Annotated in this window: 15 protein-coding genes; 6 read left to right on the top strand and 9 right to left on the bottom strand. The window is 41.2% G+C overall.

Annotated elements, in window-relative coordinates; all coding sequences use genetic code 11:
* Positions 1 to 331 precede the first annotated feature (331 nt).
* Positions 332 to 2,578, bottom strand: a complete 2,247-nt coding sequence (locus ACH19P_RS18115; RefSeq protein WP_462160012.1) for a tetratricopeptide repeat protein — start codon at positions 2,576 to 2,578, stop codon at positions 332 to 334.
* 4 nt (positions 2,579 to 2,582) lie between these two features.
* Complete coding sequence (locus ACH19P_RS18120; RefSeq protein ID WP_462160013.1) at positions 2,583 to 3,353, bottom strand: response regulator transcription factor; 771 nt, start codon at positions 3,351 to 3,353, stop codon at positions 2,583 to 2,585.
* A gap of 257 nt (positions 3,354 to 3,610) precedes the next feature.
* On the opposite strand from ACH19P_RS18120, the gene ACH19P_RS18125 reads away from it, so the two are divergent.
* Entirely contained in the window at positions 3,611 to 5,002 is a 1,392-nt protein-coding gene (locus tag ACH19P_RS18125; protein ID WP_462160014.1) for a GGDEF domain-containing protein, read from the top strand.
* Between the two features lie 1,260 nt (positions 5,003 to 6,262).
* Here ACH19P_RS18125 and ACH19P_RS18130 read toward each other — a convergent pair.
* The gene (locus ACH19P_RS18130; RefSeq protein WP_462160015.1) at positions 6,263 to 6,583 is read right to left on the bottom strand and encodes a hypothetical protein; all 321 of its coding nucleotides are present in this window, start codon (positions 6,581 to 6,583) and stop codon (positions 6,263 to 6,265) included.
* 669 nt (positions 6,584 to 7,252) lie between these two features.
* Here ACH19P_RS18130 and ACH19P_RS18135 point away from each other — a divergent pair.
* Positions 7,253 to 7,942, top strand: a complete 690-nt coding sequence (locus ACH19P_RS18135; RefSeq protein WP_462160016.1) for a hypothetical protein — start codon at positions 7,253 to 7,255, stop codon at positions 7,940 to 7,942.
* Between the two features lie 179 nt (positions 7,943 to 8,121).
* Here ACH19P_RS18135 and ACH19P_RS18140 read toward each other — a convergent pair whose 3' ends face one another.
* The 5 genes from ACH19P_RS18140 to ACH19P_RS18160 form a co-directional block, all read right to left on the bottom strand.
* Positions 8,122 to 8,634 (bottom strand): EAL domain-containing protein, encoded by a 513-nt coding sequence (locus ACH19P_RS18140; protein ID WP_462160017.1) that lies wholly within the window; start codon positions 8,632 to 8,634, stop codon positions 8,122 to 8,124.
* Entirely contained in the window at positions 8,603 to 10,630 is a 2,028-nt protein-coding gene (locus ACH19P_RS18145) for a diguanylate cyclase (protein ID WP_462160018.1), read from the bottom strand. Before ACH19P_RS18145 ends, ACH19P_RS18140 begins: the two co-directional genes overlap by 32 nt.
* Before the next feature lie 534 nt (positions 10,631 to 11,164).
* On the bottom strand, positions 11,165 to 11,764 hold the full coding sequence (locus ACH19P_RS18150; protein WP_462160200.1) for a LysR substrate-binding domain-containing protein: 600 nt from the start codon (positions 11,762 to 11,764) through the stop codon (positions 11,165 to 11,167).
* A gap of 151 nt (positions 11,765 to 11,915) precedes the next feature.
* Positions 11,916 to 12,869, bottom strand: a complete 954-nt coding sequence (locus tag ACH19P_RS18155) for a diguanylate cyclase (protein WP_462160019.1) — start codon at positions 12,867 to 12,869, stop codon at positions 11,916 to 11,918.
* A complete protein-coding gene (locus ACH19P_RS18160; protein WP_462160020.1) occupies positions 12,805 to 13,602 on the bottom strand; it encodes a 7TMR-DISM family protein in 798 nt (265 codons plus the stop codon). Before ACH19P_RS18160 ends, ACH19P_RS18155 begins: the two co-directional genes overlap by 65 nt.
* 677 nt (positions 13,603 to 14,279) lie before the next feature.
* On the opposite strand from ACH19P_RS18160, the gene ACH19P_RS18165 reads away from it, so the two are divergent.
* The 3 genes from ACH19P_RS18165 (at position 14,280) to ACH19P_RS18175 (ending at position 21,234) form a co-directional block, all read left to right on the top strand.
* On the top strand, positions 14,280 to 14,492 hold the full coding sequence (locus ACH19P_RS18165; RefSeq protein WP_462160022.1) for a DUF2061 domain-containing protein: 213 nt from the start codon (positions 14,280 to 14,282) through the stop codon (positions 14,490 to 14,492).
* Between the two features lie 795 nt (positions 14,493 to 15,287).
* The gene (locus ACH19P_RS18170; RefSeq protein ID WP_462160023.1) at positions 15,288 to 17,768 is read left to right on the top strand and encodes a sensor domain-containing protein; all 2,481 of its coding nucleotides are present in this window, start codon (positions 15,288 to 15,290) and stop codon (positions 17,766 to 17,768) included.
* Between the two features lie 40 nt (positions 17,769 to 17,808).
* Positions 17,809 to 21,234, top strand: coding sequence for a hybrid sensor histidine kinase/response regulator (locus tag ACH19P_RS18175; protein ID WP_462160024.1), 3,426 nt, complete (start codon positions 17,809 to 17,811; stop codon positions 21,232 to 21,234).
* Between the two features lie 53 nt (positions 21,235 to 21,287).
* On the opposite strand, the gene ACH19P_RS18180 is transcribed toward ACH19P_RS18175, so the two are convergent.
* Positions 21,288 to 21,857: a lipid-binding SYLF domain-containing protein gene (locus tag ACH19P_RS18180; RefSeq protein WP_462160201.1), complete on the bottom strand. Its 570-nt coding sequence runs from the start codon at positions 21,855 to 21,857 to the stop codon at positions 21,288 to 21,290.
* Between the two features lie 92 nt (positions 21,858 to 21,949).
* Here ACH19P_RS18180 and ACH19P_RS18185 point away from each other — a divergent pair, with 92 nt between their 5' ends.
* Positions 21,950 to 23,161 carry a tyrosine-type recombinase/integrase gene (locus tag ACH19P_RS18185; RefSeq protein WP_462160025.1) on the top strand — a complete coding sequence of 404 codons (1,212 nt, stop codon included), beginning with the start codon at positions 21,950 to 21,952 and terminating at the stop codon, positions 23,159 to 23,161.
* The last annotated feature ends 8 nt before the right edge of the window (positions 23,162 to 23,169 follow it).

Consider the following 23,169-nt stretch of genomic DNA (forward strand, 5'->3'; position numbering starts at 1 on the left):
TCCAATTCGTGTAGGCCATTGCACACAGATGAAACTTTGTCCTTAAACTACACAGTTACATCGACCTACTGCGGAATTTGGTAACGGTTAAGAAGGTAATCCTTGTTCTTAAGTGACCGAAATATAACCAAATTCATTATCAGTTGTGAGCTTCAAAACTACAGAAGCTAGTTTATGTATCGATTTGTATATAAATCAATATATACATTTATATACATAACAACACAAAAGATCAAAGAATATTTAACCTAGTGGACAAATCGTTATGGCTGGAGCTGTGCTGGGAGGTAATTAACTCAATGAGAGAATGGGTTTTTCGCTGGTGGAATCGCTAACGCGATGCAGGATGTTGTTTTGGACAATGAATCGTTAGCTTGGCACCGCCTAGATTCGATGCGCTAATGCTTAGCGTGCCGTTATGAGCCTCACATATTTTTTTGGCCAAGGCTAAACCTAAACCGACACCTCCGGAGTCGCGGCATCGACTGAGGTCAAGGCGCACAAAGGGCTCTACAACGCGTTTTCGCTGAGCAACTGGTATTCCAGGGCCATCGTCTTCAACAACAATGTCGAAGTAACTGGCATGATTGATTAAGGTAATCGTGACTTGGCTTTTTGCAAAGCGCGCAGCGTTTCGTACTATGTTCGAAACCGCGCGATTAAGTTGCAACGTATCAGCTTGGACAATACAGGGTTGCTTGCCTTTTTCTGAGAGGTCGAATTCAACTTGCGGGTATAAATCAACATGCGACTCAAGTAATCGTGACAACAAGTTTCCAAGGGATACTTCACTTAAATGCAGGGTACGGGCTTTGCTGTCTAGTTGTATAAAATCGAGTGCCTCTTTGATCAATTTCTCAAGTTCACTCAAGCCATCATTGATTTTATGGCTCAGTGTTTGCGTGTTTGGCTGGTTGAACGAATCCTCAAGCATATCAAAAGCTAACTGTACCCTCGCCAATGGTGCTCTAAATTCATGAGCGACTGCCTGTATAAGTTCCCGCTGCGACTGAATGTTTTCATTAAGAGAGCGGTTAATTCTCGATTGATGAATACGGTTTACCAGTAACAGAACAAAGGCAAAAAGGGCACACAGTGCGGCTATCCACACATTACGTGTGTAACGTTGTTGCGCTATTTCTTTTTGTTGTAAAGACTGATCGGCTTGTAGTAATTTGATTTGTTGTTCGCGCTTTTCAGCCTCAAAGTGACTGAGTAGAAAAGCCACACGCTGGTCGCTTTCGGCGTTAAACATCTCGTCGTTTACCGTTTTAAACTGTTCGAGATAAGCCAATGCTTGTTGATAATCATCTTTATCTTTATAAAGTATATAAAGAAATTCATACGCCTCCTTGGTCAGGCGCTTATCGTCTACTTCTTGGGCGACACTTAATGAGCGGTTAGTTAGGTGCACGGCGCGCTCAAAATCGCTCTCTAGTTTGGCTATTTTGGCATTGACGAGCAGCGCATTTGCTTGCAAAGGCATCACTTGTATTTCGGTGATCTGTTGCAAAGCAGGTTGGGCGTGCACCTTGGCAAGTGCGGGCTTATTGAGCTCAATGTAGGCACTGGCAATATCGATGTTAACGCGTGACACAAGCACTGGATCTTCGAGTTGCTGTGCAATTTCTAACGCGCTGCGGTATTGGTGTAAGGCGGCTTCATATTGCTGTTTACGTTGATGAACCCCCCCTAAACTAGTAAAGGTTTCAGCAATGCCTAACTTATCTTTAAGCGTTTCATAGTGGCCTAATGAACGCTGTAAATAGGTGAGGGCGAGATCATAGTCCTGCAAATAGAAATAGGTTAGGCCGATATTCCCCAATATCTGTGCCAAACCTGGAATATCGTTGATTTCTTCCCTTATTTTCAAAGACTTTAACTGAAAATCGAGCGCTAAACTGTAGTTGCCACTGGTGCCATGGATATTAGCGATATTGTTAAGCGACACAGCGATGCTTTTTTGTTCACCTAATTCAAGTTGCAATTCATGTGCTTGCTGAAAATAACTCAACGCTTGTTTGGGCTGGCCAAGTGTTTGATAAATAATGGCTATATAGTTCGTAGTGTTGGCAATTCCACGGGTGTCATTTTGTTGTTTAGCTATCTCTTGCGCTAACTCAAATTGTTTGAGTGCTGATTGGTAATCTGCGGTTCGCCAATAAACAATCCCCTGCATGGTCATGGCCACATAGAGACCCCGTTGGTCGTCATTACGCTGAGCAAGACTTTGGCTCTGTGTGATCATGCTTTGGGCGCGCTCGTAGTCGCCCATAGACACAAGCGTCCATGCCATGTTGTTTAATACCGTAGCGTGGCGTTTGGCGTCAGGAAATTGGGCAAAAACAATAAGTGCTTGCTCGCCATATTCTAAGCTTTTCGTGGGGTTGTTGTCGCGGTAGGCTTCAACGAGGGCGGTGAGCAATACACCCTTGTTGGCATCACTCGCTTGCGCAAGTGATTGTTCAAGTTCTTGCGCGCTAGGTGTAGGCTCATCTGCAATTGCTGGCCTGCTCAACAGCATGCTGCCAAGCACACACACAATGAAAATGCTAATAACACCTAGCTTATTGTTCATCTGACTACCTATCGCCTACAAACAAGTATCCTTTACCATGAATAGTACGGATCCGAGTAGAAGGTGAGGAATCGTCACCCAACTTTTTACGAATACGTGAAACGCGCAAATCTATGGTTCTGTGTGTACTTTCATACCCTAACTTAGAAAAGTGCTCAGAGATAAAGTCACGGGTACAAATCACGCCTGGTTGCTTAGCCAATAATGCTAACAGCTCGAATTCCGCAGTGGTTAAATCCACTACCTCGCCTTTATAAGTCGCGGTTTGATATTTAGTATCGATGACTAAGTTATCGAATTTAAGCAGGCTTGATTCATCTCTAGGTTCAGTAACCGGTTCATTTTGAACGTCATTAAGCTGCGCTGATTCAAGCTCCGTGGGATTGCGTCGAAGCAGGGCACGGACTCGGGCTAACAACACACGCGAACGTACAGGTTTTGCTAAATAGTCGTCAGCACCGGTTTCCAGCCCAGCAACTTCGTCAATGTCATTATCTAGCGCCGTGAGCATAAGAATAGGACCATCGTATGTCCCTTGAACTCCTGTATGTCCGTAGCGTACTGCGCGACACACAGATAAACCATCCATATCAGGCAGCATGACGTCTAAAACAACTAATGCTGGTTGCTCGTTAATAATGGTGCTTACGGCTTTCAATCCATTGTGTTCAATTTTGGTTGTATAGCCATTGGTATGCAGAAAGTCAGCGACCAGTTGCGCTAGCTCCGCGTCGTCATCAACAATAAGTATCCAGTTATTCCCATTAATGCTCATTATTGCATCCGAAAAGTAACAATAAATTATATATGACTATACATGACATTGTATTGATTTGTATATTTATGTGTGTTTTGGCTCGCTAAACTAGTTACCAGCCATGATCGTAATCGGCCTTATCTTCGTAGTGAGTCATTGGACAGTAAAAATCACCCTCGGTATTTATTCTTAGATGATTGTTTTTTAAGTAATTCTAATTGCTTATTAGCGTCAGTCCAATAAGATGGCAGGGCGTCAATACAAAATGTGTGGTCATGGTCTCTGTAAAATTCAATCTTTTAGAAAATCAAAAACAAGTTCTCAAATATGAAAAGCGTACGCGTTATATGCATATTGTCGCCAAAGCGTTGGCGGGTGCTTGTTTCATTCTCACGTTGCTGTCTATGGCTGGATATGTCGTTAATGTTGAACAATTATACCGACCACTCTCTGGAGGTGCTGCTACCAATCCTTTAACAGGCATCACAGTTATGCTGGTGAGTTTAGGTGTGTTTCTCGAACACAAAAAAATGTGGACTAATGTCGTCGCACCATTAGCATTAGCCTCGCTAATCATTTCCACCCTTGTCCTGCTGGATCACATTTTTAAACTGCAGTTAAGTCACCAGATTATGCCGTTTTCGAACGTGGTCATTGCTGAAGTGCGTGCAGGAAAATCGAATTCTATGGGGCTGAACACATCGATAATGATGTTACTTCTTTCTGCTGCGGTTGTATTGGGTGGACTAGGCAAAGTAAAAACTGCGCAAGCGAGTGCATTTATTGGTTTGGCAGTACCCATGCTGTCGATTGTCGGTTATGCCTACGGCATTTCAGGATTCTTCGGACAAATGTCACTACTGACGACTACCTACGGCTTATTCTTAGCGATCAGTGTGCTGTTGATTCATGCCCAAAGCGGGGCGGTTCATGCGCTGTTATCCCCATACATTGGCGGTAGGATAGCTCGCTTCCAAGTTATGATTGGCTACTTTGTGCCAGTTTTACTGGGCTATTTATTTGTACAATCACTTGTTGCAGCACAATCTGAAGATTTATTCGGATTGTATGTTGTGCTCATTTCCTGGTTCATTATTGTGCTGGTTATCTCTAGCGCTATTTTGCAAGAGAGTATCGACGAAAAAAGACGAGAAGCTGAGTTAGCGCTACTCAAAGCTGCCACCCAAGACAGTTTGACTGGCATCGCAAACAGGCGTTCATTTATGGAACGCGCGCAACAAGAATTAGAACAAGCCAGGCGTAATAAATTACCTATTCACCTATTGATGATAGACATTGACCACTTCAAATCGGTGAATGACCAAGCGGGGCATGCTATCGGCGACAAAGTCCTCGTTGCAATGGCACAAGTACTCAGATATTCAGTCCGCAAAACTGATTTTGTGTGCCGCTTAGGAGGAGAAGAATTTGCCGCTTTATTACCCAACACAGATGCAGCAGGGGCGCTGCATGTCGCAGAAAGTATCCGCCAAGCAGTAGAAGCTGAATCTGTTGTGGGCTACACCGATATCTATGGCGCAGTAACCACATCGGTTGGGGTTACCGCGGCCCAAGACAACGAAGATATTGATGATGTCATTTCCCGTGCTGATGTTGCGTTATACGAGTCAAAAGCATCTGGGCGTAATCGTGTAACCTTAAAGTGACACATTGATTGACCGAAACTTAGAGTAAGTTGTCAATTTTGTGAAAACTCAACTATGGTTATGGGCAATTTAAAAGTTCAGTAAACAGTGGGTTGCGTTTTAACGTTCAAGGTAATGCGGTAAGTGATAAGCCTGAGTAATGACTAACACCGAAATCAATCGTTGGTGAATTAGTTTGCCGGTCAAATCACAAGTAAGCATGTTTTACAGAGTGCACAAAGGCTGGTGCGTTGGGTTTGTGCCGGCCTTTTTTTTCTACCTATACCGTAATAAATACATCAATCATTTCACAGGGATAGTTCTATAAACACGCGTTTTTATTTGAGATGTAATCCTGCACCCAAGAGAAAATTTCATTCGCATAATTTCGTTTATTAAAAGAACAAATGCTTAATATGAAATAGCTCATTGAATCAATGGTACTAATTGAGATGAAAGATTAACGACTTAATGCAAGCGATTGATTTAATCAGAGTATGTTTTGTTTGTTGTTCGAGGTGTACGTAAGCAACTCATTAAACCAAGGTCGAAAGTCACACTAAAAGTCTGGGATATATTGCTGGAGGGCCCAATTTATAGAGCCTAGCAGTTTACAAAAACCTCATTTTGTAATTTGTTGATCACATATTTCATTAACAAATGAAATGGTCATTATTTATTGCCTATAAATTAGATTATGTTAAATAAGTTGTTCCACAAAATCGAGGTCAAAGTTTTGTGTGGGAATTTCACTGTTCGTCAAGAATATTTCATCGAAATAGGAATCTACAAAACAGACCTCGACTGAGACAGCACTAACCCACTGACATTGTATATCGGGTGCTAATCGAGCTTTTTGTGGGTCATGCTTTTCGAATGGCAGTTATGCACTAGCCGAAATAGATGTAGTGTTATTCGCAAGGCAGCTCTTTGGTATTTCTAACAACTTTGCATGTCTTCAAACAGTTAATAGAACATAGAATAACGGATATTCATGTAACTCTCTCTTGGACAAAAACACGTTAGTCGAACGTCTTCTTTATAGAATGGGATTTCTCCCCCTACTATTTTCACTGACTTTTTAGCGTTCAAAACTTTCTATCTGCTAAATTTTGAACCTATCATTAAAACAGTGAGACCAAAATGAGCGAGTTTAACTAAACACTGATTGACCTAACGTATTCATATATATCTTGTTGAACTCACTCTACATATGGGGCAGATGCTTAAAGCAAGAACTGACCCCCAATTTACTATTTTATTTCGTGACTTAGGTGAAACTTAGGTTCCAACGTTAATTACGTCGCTTTCTTTTCTCTCACAGGCAGAATCACCTTGAATTTCAAATTTACACAAAGCATCTACAACAGTAGACCCTGTATGGATCACCTCTGAGTGGATAAGTTTTGTAGCCGTCATAATAACAGGTTGAAACTTATCGATGGGCTTTACAATAAATTTCACTTCATTGTCAGCAGATGTGAAGTACTTATCCATTCCCCATGTCGTTATTACTTCCGGAGCGTTTGCTATATCTTCTGAGCCGGTAACAACAGCATCAAATGTTTTTCGGTCCACTTCGTAGTTACCATCTTTAAGCACAACTTCTATGCCATCTACTTGTAATTCTTTACCGTTTTGAACATAGATAACATCTTGAGTCTGTTCAATTAGTTGTTTAATCTGTTCCTTTTCATCTTTATCATTGGGTATACCGCTTCCTAGTTTATAAACCCATTCAATACCTCCATCACAATCAAGTCTTGAGTCTATTCTTTTTTCACAACCACCATGGATTACTACTCTAGAGTCGCGCTTTATTGCGTCAATGATTCCCCGGAGATTCTGTGTGCTTTTGGTATCCTGAAAGCAATGATACAGACGCTACACCGACAATTACTGTTGAATTTAAGCCATATTTTTCCGTTAATAATTATTTCCTCATTTTCACAGAGTTAATGTATCTAAAATAAAGATAAATAAATTATTCGTAGCCATTAAGGGGTTATTATATAGTGGTGGTTTTGGTTTTATGCGTAGCACACAAAGTGAGATCTAAGGCTAGCGCGCTTACTCTGGACTTTAGCGATAGATAAATAGAGTATATGTGTATTATCATAGTGATATCGTTAGGAAAGAATTAAGCAGGAATTCTATTAATACATTTTTTTCAACCAATTGCCTATCTTCATACTTAAAGTTGAATTTTCACTTGATGAAATACTTACTTATTGATATTGATATATAACATACGATTTTTTAATTGCTTTCATGGTTAATAAATTAAGTAGAGTTATTTGTTTCTTTTTATCGATAGTGCTTGTCGGGTGCGCTACCACTTATAAAGGCGATAATAATGAAACAGCGATGTCATATATTTACGGAAAAAATGATACAACCATCATATTTGTTGGACCCACAAATGAAACTAACGCATCAAACCTAGAAGAGCTTTTAAAAAGAAAGAAAGGTTATAAAACGCTTGAAATACACAGTCAGGGTGGTTCTGTTAAATCCGGAATGAAAATAGGTAGATTGGTTCATGACTACAAATTGAAATTAGTAGTAAAAGAACTTTGCCTTTCTTCTTGTGCCAATTACATCGCAACGGCTGCAGAATCAGTTCTGGTTACTAAAGGTTCCGCTATCGGCTGGCATGGTGGTGCATTCCAGGACTTCTATGTCACATCCCCTAGATACCCATTGTGGGCAAAGGTTCTCCTATTCATATTGGGGCATGACTTTGAAGAAGAAGAATTGCAATTACAACAAATATCAGAGGATTGGCAGTTGCAAGAGCTTGAGTTCTTTTCGTCAAATACAAATGTAGACCCTGTCATTATGGTGCTGGGTATGATGCCGGGCTACAAAGAAAGAAGAACAGCACCTCTTTTTAGTTACGACGTTAAGACTTTGCGTCGTTTAGGTCTCAACATCGAGTTTGAAAAAAGAGCAATTTGAAGTGGTAGTTGATGGTATCAAAGAAATTCAAATCTTTAACGTTGGAGAAGAGTCTCTTTCGGAGTTATCTACCCTACACAGAAAGAACGTGAATGATTATATAAAAAACCTGAACTCAGATTAACCTATTGCTTAACCTGAATATCAAAGAGAAATAGCACAGCTACAGTGGGTTAAAACTAACTTAAAATATCTCGTAGACTTCGAGGTTTTCCTAACCCGTATCCTTGTCCATAATCAACCCCTATTTCCTTAAGTTTATTTGCAATTTCATCCGTTTCAACATACTCGGCAACGGTTTCCATATTCATAATATGTCCCACTTCGTTGATTGCTTTGACAATGGAGTTATCAATCTCATCGTCAAGAATATCCCGGACAAACATGCCATCGATTTTTACTATATCGACTGGTAAGTTTTTAAGATAACCAAATGACGATAAGCCACTTCCAAAGTCATCCAAAGAAAAGGTGCACTCATATTTTTTAAGCGCACTAATAAAATTCGCGGCTGACTCAAGATTAGATATCGCAACGGTTTCTGTTACCTCGAAGCACAATTTATTCAATGGAAAGTTGACTCGAGTTAAAAACTTCATTGTGTTTTCTACAAATTGTACACTGGTTATTGACTGACCCGAAAGATTAATACTAATGTGATCAATTCGGTTTAAGAAATCCGGCGCGTTCATTAATAATTTGCAGGCCTCTTTTGATCACCCAAGTATCAATTTTTTCCATCAAGCCATAACGCTCAGCTGAAGGTAAAAAACTATCGGGACCAATCAGGTTGTTTTGCTCATCGAACATTCTTATCAAAAGTTCATAGCGTGTCGACTTATTAGTTTTAAAGTCGACAATGGGTTGAGCAAAAAGCTCAAACTTATCATTTTCTAATGCGTCATGAATGATACAAACCCACTGCATTTCTTTATGGCGACGGGCCAATACCGAATCTTCAGGCTCTGATATATGGTATCGATTCCGACCATTTTCTTTTGCTAAATAGCACGCAACGTCAGACTCTTTTAAAAGTTCATCAAAATTTGACACCAGTTCCGTTATTTCAACCACTCCGACGGAAGCGCTGATTCGATGTATCTTATTTTCCCATACAAATTGAAACTCACTGATTGCTATAAGTACTTCTTCTATAACACGAATACTATGTTTTAAAGCGTATCCTTCCATTAACAAACCAAATTCATCACCTCCAAGGCGAGCGACCACATCATGTTTTCGCACCGACATTTTAATGACTTGGCTTAGTTGTCTTAATAGCTCGTCGCCTGCTGGGTGGCCGCAGGTGTCATTGACAAGCTTAAATTGGTCAAGATCTAAAAAACAAAAAGTATGACGCTGTTTAGTTTGCTTGGCATTTTTTAATAGCATTTTGGCACGAGTTTCAAACTCATGACGGTTAATAAGGCCCGTTAAAATGTCGTGACTGGCTTGATATTGTAACTTTTGCTGACTTTGAATACGTTCTGTTATGTCAAAATAACTGACCGGTATATGGCTAAACCCTTGGGGCGTATCGGGTATCGGCATCGAAATATGAACGTCTTTTGTATTTCCTTTTACAGTGACTATGGTGGTATCAGCTTTAAAGATTTTTAGCTGTTCCCAAATCGCAAAAAGCATGGGCACTAAAATATCAGCGTCATTTCCACCAAAATTCGCAACGGTAGATTCTCTCAACTCTTGAGCGTTTTTCGCTTCAAATAATTCTAATGTTGCCGCATTTATCTGATTAACTATTACTTTTTCCAACATCTCGTCAATTACCGACGGGTTATCGTGGAAAAACGTTTTGAAGTCAGTGACATCGTCGTCACGTAATGCTTGAAAGAGCGTGAGTACTGCAGAAAAATCTTTATCGAAAATAGCGACATCAGAACTGTTATATAATTGTTCAAATCGTTTTCTTTCATTATTTAACGCCTCTTTAGCAAGCACCATTGATGTAATATCCCGGTTAACTCCTACGATGTGGCGACAACCATCAAATGGATCGGCATGTAAGCGAGCATCTGCCTGCACCCAGCGCAAAGAGCCATCTGGGTGCAAAATTCGAAACTCAGTATGAAGTCGGCCACTACCTTCAATGGCTGTGTTAAAAGCACGTTCCGCCTGCTCTTTATCATCTGGATACAAACAACTTGACCATGCGTCATAAGCCCCCCCAAACGTTGTCTCTGTGATGCCATACATTTGATACATTTGTGCATCCCAAACCAATTCATTCGTATCTAGATTTAAATCCCAAAACCCAATGCGTGCTGAATCTGCCGCTAAGTTAATCCTAAAATTACTGATTTCTAATGCTTGATTCGTTGTTGTTAAATCGTCATATTGCTCCTGAATGGCATCACGCTGCTTTATTAAATCGGTGACATCCTCACCCGTGGTGATAAAAAAGTCGGTGTAAGGAAATGAGGTAAAGCGAAAATGCTTATCTAAGTGAGGGAAATAATCAAAGAATACCTTAGTTTCATTTTTCTCAAACAGTTCAGTGATGATCGACAAGTAGTGCTCGGTTGCGCCATCACCAAAAATTTCATCTGTGGACTTGTCTTTGACCTCGGTTAGATTTTTCCTATCCCATGAAGCCAAAGCTAGAGGGTTGGCATAGACAAGACTCCATGTTTTAATATTTCCTTCAGGATCTCTCTTATTAATTTCCAAATATGAATTTCAACGGGAAACCTGCTAAACAGGAAGCCAATATTTTCCGACGATATAATTTCGATTGAGTTTTCCATACAACCTTATCAAAATACGGGCGTAGACAAGCAACGCACTTTGCCTCACCTACCTGACCTCAATAAAACATTCTCAGCAGATACATCATGGTTTTTAATCGTTTTAATAGGATTACTCGTAGTGTAGTTCAACTCATAAGAAATACATAAACTTAGGATGCAACGTTCTGTCAATATTGACAGTTATCGGGATAAATTTACTAGGAATTTTTCACCAATCCCAAACCTAAAGATGACTTTAGGTTTAGCAGCTGAAGATGCTAGGCGAACAAAACAAGGAATGAAGCAAGAAATACAAAAGTTAAGAGAGACGGTATAATTATGCCTGCATTTCGCTCTTAGTTCTTTTGCCTAAACACGTTTTTGGGCAACAGCAAGTCAGAAGATAACTTTGTAGTGGACAAAGGCGAGCTATAGCCAACGAGCGACTCTACAGAATAAAAGAAAAATACTTCCATCACTGTACAACAGAACACAATTTCAATGTCCCAATGTCCCAATGTCCCAATGTCCCAATGTCCCAATGTCCCAATGTCCCAATGTCCCAATGTCCCAATGTCCCAATGTCCCAATGTCCCAATGTTCCAATGTTCCGATGTTCCGATGTTCCGATGTTCCGATGTTCCGATGTTCCGATGTTCCGATGTCTCAGTGTCTCGAGGATAATTTTAAATGCGGCTGAAGATTGGAGCCTGCTTGTGTAATAGAGGTAATAGCCCGGATAGGTAATGCAGAAATTGGGTAAAAAAGTAATAAGATCGCCAGATTGAATTTGATTATTGACCAGCGCCTGAGGAACATACGCAAACCCATAGCCATCTAGTGTAGCTTGAACCACCTGATTTACCCCATTCACAACTACTTGTCCTTTCACGCGCAGTCTATGTTCATGGTCATCAACAATGAACACCCAAGGGAAGTTATCACCATGTGTTGGAAGCTTTAAATTTATACAAGGCAAGTCTAAAAGGTCATCTGCTACCGCAGGCGTTTTGTCGTGACGAACTACCTCAGGAGATTTATTTTGAGTATTCCTTTGGTTGTTGAAAATTGACAGTGTTACTTTTTATAACAACTCTATTTAACAATGAGTTACGACGAAGTGAGTCTTGCTCGAAGGTGATATTTGTACACCAATTAGCACGTTAACGCTGGGTCGGTTCAGTCTGTCATTAGTAAACCGCATGGCCTCCGATGAGCCGCTGCTTTCAGTACGCCAAACATACCTGATTTTTGCCGCTGTTTTTGGCTTTGTATAGCGCGTTATCTGCGCGTTTGATGATTTGCTCTAAGCTAACTTTGTTTAAAGGAATGTTGGAAATAGCATGACCTTGGCTTCCCGCGACGCCTAAACTAGCCGTCAATTGAGTGGTAATGCCATCACCAATGGTAATAGTGAGTTTTTCAATTGCATTTCTTAGTCGCTCAGCCTGGTGTTTAGCGTGTTCATGAGATGTTTCAGGTAAAAAGACAATAAACTCTTCACCGCCCCATCGTGCGGCAATGTCTCCTTTGCGACAGACGTTTTTAATACAATTCGCAATTTGCTTCAGTACTTCATCTCCTGCCATGTGGCCATAGGTGTCGTTAATGTGTTTGAAATGGTCGATATCAAGTATCACTACCGATGCGTCACGCTTTTCCCTTAGAATGTTTTGCCATACAGGCGTACTGACTTCTCTGAATCCGTGGCGGTTGTTCAGCGTGGTTAATGCATCACTACGGGCATAATTTTCAGCAATTAATTTATCTAATTTAGCCATTCTAAACTGACGAGCTAAAATGACTGCCAGTAAAATGGCTTCAAACGCCATACCAACCTCTATCGCTTTAAAAGTGTAGTCGTTATAAGGGACAAGCACACCAGCAACAGCAAGTGTAGATACGGTTATGCAAATAGCCGCCACGACCGACGAGCTTAAAAATATAACTGCAAATGGCTTTTTTGCCTTCAGGGCATAAACACCCATAGCGATGAACAATGTGACGAATCCACAATTCAATATAAATGCTAACGAAATAGAAAAGACGAGTTGGTCTAATACAAAGCCGGCTAGCATTCCTGCGGGAATAATGAGGGTTGTGCGCACCACTAATTTATCCAATGCAGGGGCGTATGACTGGGTATCTAACAATAGACGAGCAAAATGCAAACCTGCCACACTGTATGCTGATTATTAAAAATATATCGACCCAATCTTGGAAATATGGGCCAAAATCAGGGGTAATTACGGCGTGTATTTGACCGGTATATGACAAGCTATTTAGAACAAAACCAACTAAATAAAGGCTGTACAGTCCATATTCTTTTTGGCGTATAAATATAAACAAAACGAGGTTATACAGTGCCAGAGCTACCATAATACCGTAGAGTAACCCGTACTGATAACCCGTGCTAATGTCCCGACTAATCGCAGCTTGTTTTTTACTCAAGCGAATTGGAATTGCCATTGGCCCCAAAGACTCAACCCGCATGTAAATTTCAGTAATGCCCGGTTGAAAGTCGTGTTCGAATGCATAAAACCGATATGGCATAGGGCGTTGCTCAAAACCGAGGCCATCGCCACCAACGATGTGTCTGATTTGCTCGTGATTGTGCATCAACCACGTATCAATACGGTCAAGCCACGGGGTTGCTACTGATAGACGATAAAGCTGAGCCTGCGCATGGGTATTGTTAATGGTGAGCTTAAGCCAAACAGGGTCAACGCCTATCCCCAGAGAAATTGAATCGTTTGTACTTGGTTTTGATTGGCCGTTGTTAAACGCATCTATTGCATTTTTTAGTGAGATGTTGCCATTGTGTTCTTGAAAATAGTGGGCGTACTTGCCAAGTGTATCGTCTTCTAGCGTGGGTATTTCAGCTTGTTTAGCATGTACGCTAACGTTAAACATAATTGCTAAAAAACACACAAACATTACGACAAGACGGCTTAACTTAGTCATATAAAACAGAGGTGGAAAGAGTTAATAAGTTGTTGAGAATTGTAGCACTTTGGGTTAATAGCGAAAGTTTTAATCTGTGTTTCCCCTTTCAGTTACAAGTTCGTTGATTTTGTACCCACAATCTTTGACGTTGATTGTATAAAGAATCTCCAGAGTACCATCTGGTGAGTGGATTTATCTTGTTGTCCGGCTCTGGATGCCCTCTTCTTCTGTTGCAGTGCAGCGCTATGCCTAGAGGAATGCTCGAAGGAGAAACTGAGCTAACTCTACACCGTATTGAGTAATCAGTCTTATTTGCTTTAAGTTTTTCTATGTTACGTGCGCTACGTTGAGTACATGTTTGTATGGAATCTAATCTTTTCTGATAGGATGGTCGTTAATTTTAGTCACCTAATCAAGAGCGCTTTCTTTCTCCTGTATTACGCTCAGGTGACACCTACTCCAAGCGTAGTGTGTATGAATTTAGCGTGATTTAGATAGAACACATGCTCTTTTAAGTGACTTACTATTGATTTTGCTTTTTTCATCTATCTTTTCAATCAATACAATCTATTTATACAGTTTTACTGAAATAAGGAGTTCAAAGATTATGGTTGCTATATGAGAAACCATTTGGACGATAGGCGATGAAAAAGACACTCACTTTTGCAACGATGCATTTCACAATTGCGTTTAGTGTAACTTACTTACTGACGGGAAGTTACTTGGTCGGAGGCTTAGTCGCGGCGGTAGAGCCCGCTGTAAATACAGTGGCTTTTTACTTCCACGAGAAACTTTGGCGCGTTATTGAGCGCCGAAACGATCAATCTGGCAACGAGGATTCAGTACTGTTTGCATAAGACAACGATTGTATCTCGACACTTGCTCGTGAGTAAGGGATCGCCCCTGCGGGTCGAACCCTTCATTGTTAAAGTACATAGAATCCAAGAGTATTTATTGTCATCTATGACATGAAGCCCACATTTTCGAGTGTAAGAGAGTTTGCGCTGTCCATTCCTCCACCCTACTCAGTTTCAGATTTGAAATAACACGGGAGCAACAGAGTTGGCTCTGATTTATGTGCGTCCATGATAACGAGTCAGAACACAGTTTGATAATTGGTCACAGCGACTCCATTGTCACATTTGTTTATGAAGCTGACTGTAAGAGCAAATCACAAAAAAATGGGCTGACTTATATGTGCAGCGAAGGTAGCAGCATTAATAACGCAATTTGTTGCTGACCTCTACGTAGATGGTAACGAAAGCGTCATAGGCCGCTAAATCGACCAGACTAACCTAGGCTTTTTCTTGGTTCATAATAAAAGTCGCACAACAGTTGAATACATTATGGGTACATGTTGTAAGAAATAACCTTAGACTATGTCGAGTATTAGATGCGTTGGCTTTATAGGTACGACATTACAGTGAGTTTATTGACTAAGTCTAGATTGTTTATATTGTATAAATTCAATTACTTAGCTTTTTATCGTGACCTATAGCTTGAATTTCGACTGGCTATTATAGAACCGTGAAAAAATATAAATATATCATCGTCTCTACAGTTCATAGTCTATGCTCAATTAAAGAACTGTTTTGTTCGACTTGTCATCTAGTTATGACTTATGACTTTTATTTGTTGGAATAGCATCGTGTATGACAAAGAAATATGAGGACGTCCAATATAGACGAATTATCGAAGCCTCTACTGACGCCATCATTAGTAAAACACTTGACGGTGAAGTAACGACTTGGAACAAAGGTGCTGAGCGTCTTTTCGGTTTCACTGCTGAAGAGATGGTGGGTCAACCTTTACTCAAAGTATTTCCTCAAGACAGAGTTTCCGAAGAATCAGACATTTTGGCTCAAATCGCAGCGGGGAAAACTGTAGAGCACTTTCGCACAATTCGAATTCACAAAGACGGATACCCGTTGCACATCTCAGCAAATATTTCTCCTATCTATGATGATAATGGCGTTGTGGTCGGCGTATCAAAAATAGCCAGAGATATAAGCCAAGAGGTGGAATTGGCGAAGAAAGCAACGTTACTTAACGCCATAGTTACGTCATCTGACGATGCCATTATCAGTAAAACACTCGATGGCGTCGTAACAAGCTGGAATGAGGGGGCGCAAAAAATGTTTGGTTATGAAGCAGACGAAATGCTCGGACAATCCATTTTAAAACTCTTTCCTGTGGATAAAAAAAACGAAGAGAAATACTTAATAGACAAAATCGTAAGAGGAAAAAACGTAGATAACTTCCAAACAGTGCGCCTCAGAAAAGACGGTTCGAAAGTCCCTATTGATGTGTCCTTATCACCGATTAAAGATGAGCAAGGCGTCATAATCGGTGTGAGTAAAATAGCGAGGGACATTTCTAAGCGTTTGCAGCTTGAGCAAAAAACAAAATACTTTCAGGCAATTGTCGATAGTTCAGACGATGCCATCATCAGTCGCGATGTAAATGGGTTAATTACCAGTTGGAATAAAGGGGCCGAAGTACTCTTTGGTTACAGTGCCGAACAGATGATTGGCAACGATATGAATGCCTTCATTCCCGAACAATGTCGAGGCGAAGAGGAGTTTATTTTTAATCAAATAGAAAATGGTAACCAGGTTGATCACTACGTCACTCAACGAGTTAATCGTCATGGGCAAATTCTCAACGTGTCTTTGTCGGTCTCGCCGATAAAGGACGTTGATGGCGATGTTGTTGGTATCTCTTCAATCTTTCATGATGTGACTGCTCAATATGAAGCAGAAAATACCCTCAAGATGCTAGGTGAAATCGATATTCTCACTCAGCTTCTAAACCGTAAAGCACTCGTACAAAAACTCCAGGAGGAAATACGCCAGTGCAAAGGCGGGCTAGGTCTTGGCCTCATCTACCTAGACCTAGACAGGTTTAAGGATATTAATGATAAGCAAGGACATGAATACGGCGACGCCGTGTTGTGCCATATTGCGGATGTAGTAGCAGATATCGTCTATGAAAAAGGTGTGATTGGTCGCATAGGCAGTGATGAATTTCTTATCCTCTTGCCCCGTTGTGACGTTGATGCAGTCGAGAAAATAGCACAAACCATACTGCATGAATTACATAAACCCTTCGAGATTAAAGATGTCATGAATGTTATTTCGGGTAGCATTGGCATAGCGATGTACCCTGCTCATGGCATGGACCACAAGACACTGATAACCAACGCGGATTACGCGTTAGTGCAATCAAAACAGGTCGGTAGAAACGCGTATACGGTATACAACAAAGAGCTGGCTAACGTGCTGTCACGTAACCAGCAAATCTCGGTAGAGTTACCCAAAGCTATTGTTACTGGCCAGTTGTTTATGAATTACCAGCCGATCGTTGATTTAAAGACCGAGGAAGTGTTCAAAGCGGAGGCTCTGATCCGTTGGAATCATCCTCAACTTGGATTTGTAAGCCCCGCTGAATTTATTCCTGTCGCTGAGGAAAATGGCAGTATCAATGACATTGGTAAATGGGTGTTCGATGAAGTCACAGCAGAATTAGTAAAATGGACAAAAAAATATAACCGTGACTTCAAAGTGAGTATTAACAAATCACCCGTACAGTTTCATACCGACGACCACGCACCGCAAATCTGGAGTGACCAATTAGAGAACGTGGGCTTACGCTGTGAAAACGTAGTGGTTGAAATTACCGAAGGGAGCTTGATGAAGAGTACTTCGGTCAGCGAGGGAAAACTGAGAGGTTTTTCGGGACTGGGGTTTGAGCTGGCTATTGATGACTTCGGTACAGGTTATTCTTCCCTTGCCTACATTAATAAATTTCATATTGATTACATAAAAATAGACAGAAGCTTTGTAAGTAAAATTGAGACACACCCAGACCAGCTGAATATTTGTGAAGGGATTATTTTACTCGCCCACAAGCTGGGTTTAAAAGTCATTGCCGAAGGTATAGAAACGGAGGCTCAACATCGATTACTCAAAGAAATGGAGTGTGATTATGGTCAAGGTTATTGGTACTGCAGGCCCGTTTCAGCTCAGGCGTTTGAGGAGTTTATGCAGCGTGTCATAAAAAAGGAAGCGCTGGATAAACCTCCAGCTAATGCAAAAACTACGACACACATTAGCTGTAAGAAAGTGCAATGATAACCTCATTGGGTCATGTGCAATTAAAGGTAAGGGATTCATGAAAAATCATCATCTTTTGTCCATCACTATCGGTTTGTCTTCCGTAACAGCTGTATTACTCGTGATATGGATGTTCACATTAAAAGCGCAGATTGAAACATCTTCTGAGAACTTCAATAGACTAACATCTGAAATAAGTGACGAAGTAATTTCCTTACATAATCTCCAGCGCCATATTGGCTATGGCGGATTTATCCACAACCTCAAAAATTACGTATTACGCAAAGACGAAAGTTATTTTGATAGTGCGATGCTTAATGTCGTTGAAGCAAATCAAGTACTACTGAAAATAGAACAAAGCGCAAAGGCGCATGGCGGTATCAATGAAGTCAGTATAATTAAGGCCACCTTGGCTGAATATCAAGTGAAACTTCTTGAAGCTAAGACGCTCACTACCCAAGGAATGAGTGCCGAAGAGGTAGACGCGGCAATAAAAGTAAGTGACGTTGCAGCATTAGAAGCGATAGAAGCCTTGACTCTCCTTTCGTTGTCAGACTATCAAAACGCCAATAGCGACTACATTGGCGGCCTTACAAGCATCCACACCTGGATAGGTTTAGGTTACTTATTGTTTATCCCTCTTATGATGTTGGGCGCGATTGTCTACTTGTTAGTACATACTATGCGAAACCACGCCGAAGAAATAGACAGCACGCGCAGAGACTTACAGTCCTTACTCGATACCACGCCTGATTCTATTTTGTCTATCAACCAACAAGGGGAAATAGTGCGCGCCAATGCCAGTGCGAAAACATTTTTTGGCTATGGTGACAGCCTTGAGGGAATGAATGTCGACGAACTGGTTCCCGACACAATAAAAGCAGAACATGGGAAAATGCGACAAATGTTTTTTGATGCACCTAATACTCGGATGATGGGTAAGGGTCGACGCGTGCAAGCGAAAACAAAAAATGGCGAATGCAGGGATGTGTCAGTAAGTTTGGGGCATGCTTATTACAACGATACGCGTCTAGCAATCGTGTGTTTGCGCGACGTCACTGATGAAAGTCGCGTTAAATTCCAGCTTCAGGATTTTCGCCAACGCGTCCAACTTGCCAGCGATACAGGCAAATTAGTGTTCTGGTATTGGGATAAGCACAACGGTGTGATTGTTAGTGATAAATACGATGCGAAAACAAAATTTCTGATATCTCAAGAGCAATCAACGCTAGAAGAATGGTTAGTAGACATTCATGAGGATGACAGAACCACCTTCACGGAAGCATTACATCATTGCGAATTAACGAAAGAATCAATCACCATTTATTACCGCCAAGAGTCTGTTACTGGAGGATATAAACACATTCGCACGACGATGGTACCGCAAACACTTGAGGAAATGGCACAAAGTGTTTTGGCGCAAGAGTACTCTGTTCGCACTGTTGGCATGAGTCTGGATATTTCAGAGCAACGCAAAGTGGAAACCGAATTATTAAAAGCGCGCGAGGCCGCGGAGTCTGCAAACTTAGCAAAAAGCCAATTCTTAGCGAATATGAGCCATGAAATCCGCACACCAATGAACGCAATTACTGGGATCATGACCTTATTGATGGAGGCTGAGCTCCCAGATCGCCAAGCGCGACTGGTAAGAAGTGCCTACAGTGCGGGAGATTCATTGGTGAATATCGTTAACGATATTCTTGATTTTTCAAAACTTGAAGCGGGTGAAGTAAGTGTAGTCAATGAGCCGTTTAGCCTTGACGAAGTACTCGATAAACTCATTGATTTATATAGCGTTGTTGCTCAAAGCAAGAGTTTGATTTTGCAATTAGATGTAAAGCCCGAGGTGTATATAAGCCTAGTTGGCGATGCGATGCGCCTAGGGCAAATCCTGGGCAATATGGTGAGCAATGCAATTAAATTTACCCCAGCTGGAAAAGTTCGGATCCGCGTAGAACTCACTCATTCCAGTACGACGAGTTGCACATTGCGCTTTGCGGTGTTCGATACAGGCATTGGTATGACAGATACCCAAGTACAGAGCATTTTTAAACCATTTAGACAAGCCGATAATTCAGCAACACGTGAATTTGGTGGCACGGGGTTGGGGCTAAGTATCTGCCAGCGTCTTCTGGAAATGATGAACACCCACATGTCCGTCAATACTGTACAAGGGCAAGGCTCAGAGTTCTATTTTGAAGTGGAATTCTTGTTACAGGAAAACGCAAATCGTTATTTAGACCTAATCGCCGACGAGAAGAAGGCATTAGTCGTTATTGAAGACAGTGACATAGAAGACACGGTTACGCAATATTTCAGTCACTGGGGAATCAAAATAGCGTGTTACAACAACAACAAGCGTGCCTACAATGTGCTTGATAAAAATCCGGAAGAATTCGATGTGTTGGTAATTCATCATGCCAGCAACGAAAAATCCAGTCGGGTCATCGACATTTGTCACTTATGGCGGCAAAAGAAATCGGGGCGCAAGGACAGCTTGATCATCATCACTTCGCACGTGAATTGTGAAGACAAACTATTGCGTGAACTGAACCCCATTTTCATTGTTCAACCCCCTACTCCATCGCGGTTATTTGATGCTATTAATTCTGGTAAGCGAGATCTGATTGTTTCTTCGGGCAGTTCGAACATGGTGCATCTGTCAAAAGAGAAAACCAAACCCATTGCTGGCGCAAGGGTGTTGCTCGCTGAGGATGTGAAAACCAATCAAATTGTTGCTATCGACTTTTTACAGACATTGGGTTTACAAGTTGATGTTGTAGAGAATGGCCAACAAGCAGTTGATGCTGTGAGAGAAGAAGAATACGACATCGTGCTGATGGATTTCCATATGCCAGTTATGAATGGCCTTGACGCAACACGAAAAATCCGTGAGTTTAAATCACTTGATGAATTACCGATCATTGCAATGACGGCGGCTGTGTTCGCTCAAGACAGGCAAGCTGCGATTGATTGTGGAATGAATGCGCACTTACCTAAACCCATTCAAATTTATCAATTAGCTTCAACGCTTGTGGATTTTATCGAACAAAATCGTAAGCGAAATAAAACTGGAGAAGCGAAGAACGCCGAAGGCGTGGAACTAAGGGCGATTGCTAATAGTGACATAGATTTTACGGTATTAGATGGCTGCGTTGATGTTGAAACTGTGCGTCACAACTTTGGGCATAATCCCATTGCTTATGAGCGATGCTTGAATCATTTTATGAATGACTTCTGTGATTGGGCAAGCGATATTGACGAGCTGATACAGAATGAAAAGTACAAAGATGCGGCGGAATTAGCACACAAGCTAAAAGGGGCATCGGCCAATATCTATGCAAATTCTTTAGCAACCGCTGCGAGCGAATTGCAAGGGATGTTAGACAAACGTGAAACTGCTGCTTTGAGTAAGGTGAAAAATCTACTGGCGATGTTATTGCATAAATTGCCGTTGAAAAATATAGATAAAAAAGGTGCTTAATTACGAATTATGCCGGCTAGGCGCTTATACCTAGCCGGAGCGTAAACCAAAGGTTAGTTCAGTTCACCATCGACCCAAAACTTAGTGCCTTTGAGTACAGCCTGAAGTGCCAAGCCTGTTTCGGTGAGAGAATACACGGTTACGTCATCGACAATGGCTTCTGCGGCAACTGCCCCACCCTTCTCTTTGTGCTTTGCCGCGGCATCTGCGTTCCCCCCAAACGTCCAACCATGGTCGATAAACCGATTAAGTGCAGCCTCAGTATGAAAGACCATCACCACATTGAAGTCTTTCACGCCAAGTCCGAGTCCTAATCCCGCTTCACCCATGTTCATATAAGTCCATTTTCCTGTACGATTATTTTTTACAACACCATAACCGCCGCCAAAACTGGCGAATACAACGTTGACATTGGCATTGTCGAATACCGCGTAACCCGCGCTGGTGGCAATTTGATTTTGAACATCTGGTTTTTGCATATACAGATCTGTAAGTGTTGCCGAACGCATGCTTTGGACGACATCGCGTTTAGCCTGCGGACTGGCTTTTCCGGAAGTTGCACAGCCACCGATAACAGTCATTGTTAGTAATACGACTAAACTGATTAGTAACCGATTGGTCATCTTCATTTATTGCTCCTTAAGCTAAGTCCAATACTAGACAGTATCGGACTTTGTGATAAGCTAAGTATATAAATATTATGATAATTTAATAAATGCTTACACCTTTAGTAGACACATTTAAACAACTTCGCTATCAAATTGCGCACCTTGATGACGGCACGCTCTCAAGCGAATATCCTGAACTAGCGTTATTTATACAACAGTACAGCTTAAAATTAGCTGAAGTGTTAGGCGACTTAGAATTTCTGTATCAATTTTTATATGTTTATGGGCGAAAATCTGAAGCGACATTCACACGATTTCGTAATGAAATCGAACGTTTTGCATTATGGAGTTGGTCTATAAAAGGCATGCCTATGTTTGCCTTAAAGCGTGAGGATATTGAGCAATACATTGACTTTGTTGTTGAACCTGATGGTGATTGGTGTAGTGATTCTGTGCAATGGCGTTTCAAACAAAAAATGGGCCATCGTATTGCAAATCCCAAGTGGCGGCCATTTATTGGTAGAGAAACAAAACCTAGCCAGCAAAGTTTAAGTGCCACGTTTACCGCCCTTAACGTATTTTATAAATTCGCTATTTTAGAAGAAAAAACATTTGCCAATTTCGTTCCTGTAGTAAAGAAAAACTGCCCATATCTTATTGTCCAATCGCAAATAAATCAGCCTGACACCCTCAGTGATCTGCAGTGGGAGTACGTATTGAAGGTGACAGAAGAAATGTGCGACCAAACTCCTGATTTAGAGAGAAACCTGTTTGTTTTAGCCTGTTTAAAGGGGTTATATTTGCGCATCTCAGAGTTGTCAGAGCGTCCAAATTGGTCGCCTGTGATGTCACACTTTTGGCAAGATGCAGATGGATTTTGGTTCTTACGAGTTATGGGAAAAGGCAATAAACTACGTGATGTAACTTTAAGTGAAAACTTTATAGAGTATTTAAAACGCTATCGTTTATACCGCGGATTGTGTGCCTTACCTCGTGTCGATGAACCCTATGCGATTGTTCATAAACTCCGTGGTACTGGTGGCATGACGGTGAGGCAAATTCGCCGCTTAGTACAACATAGTTTCGATTTAGCCATAGCGGCGTTAGCCAAAGATGGCTTCACAGAAGAGTCAGAAAACCTAACCGCAGCTACAGCACATTGGCTACGTCATACCGGCGCAACCCACGACGCGGCTACTCGCCCTCTTAAACATTTATCAGAAGATTTAGGTCATGCTAAATTAGCGACGACGGATCAAATATATATTCAAACAAATATAAAAGAGCGCGCCAAGTCAGGTATTAAAAGAAAGCTATAAAGGAATGA

The organism is Pseudoalteromonas sp. GB56 (assembly GCF_054923835.1).

Bases quoted from the DNA above. Each gene is read 5' to 3' on its own strand.
- ACH19P_RS18115 (WP_462160012.1), bottom strand. From the start codon at position 2,578: ATGAACAATAAGCTAGGTGTTATTAGCATTTTCATTGTGTGTGTGCTT.
- ACH19P_RS18120 (WP_462160013.1), bottom strand. From the start codon at position 3,353: ATGAGCATTAATGGGAATAACTGGATACTTATTGTTGATGACGACGCG.
- ACH19P_RS18125 (WP_462160014.1), top strand. From the start codon at position 3,611: ATGGTCTCTGTAAAATTCAATCTTTTAGAAAATCAAAAACAAGTTCTC.
- ACH19P_RS18135 (WP_462160016.1), top strand. From the start codon at position 7,253: ATGGTTAATAAATTAAGTAGAGTTATTTGTTTCTTTTTATCGATAGTG.
- ACH19P_RS18140 (WP_462160017.1), bottom strand. From the start codon at position 8,634: ATGAACGCGCCGGATTTCTTAAACCGAATTGATCACATTAGTATTAAT.
- ACH19P_RS18160 (WP_462160020.1), bottom strand. From the start codon at position 13,602: ATGTTTAACGTTAGCGTACATGCTAAACAAGCTGAAATACCCACGCTA.
- ACH19P_RS18165 (WP_462160022.1), top strand. From the start codon at position 14,280: ATGAAAAAGACACTCACTTTTGCAACGATGCATTTCACAATTGCGTTT.
- ACH19P_RS18170 (WP_462160023.1), top strand. From the start codon at position 15,288: ATGACAAAGAAATATGAGGACGTCCAATATAGACGAATTATCGAAGCC.
- ACH19P_RS18175 (WP_462160024.1), top strand. From the start codon at position 17,809: ATGAAAAATCATCATCTTTTGTCCATCACTATCGGTTTGTCTTCCGTA.
- ACH19P_RS18180 (WP_462160201.1), bottom strand. From the start codon at position 21,857: ATGACCAATCGGTTACTAATCAGTTTAGTCGTATTACTAACAATGACT.
- ACH19P_RS18185 (WP_462160025.1), top strand. From the start codon at position 21,950: ATGCTTACACCTTTAGTAGACACATTTAAACAACTTCGCTATCAAATT.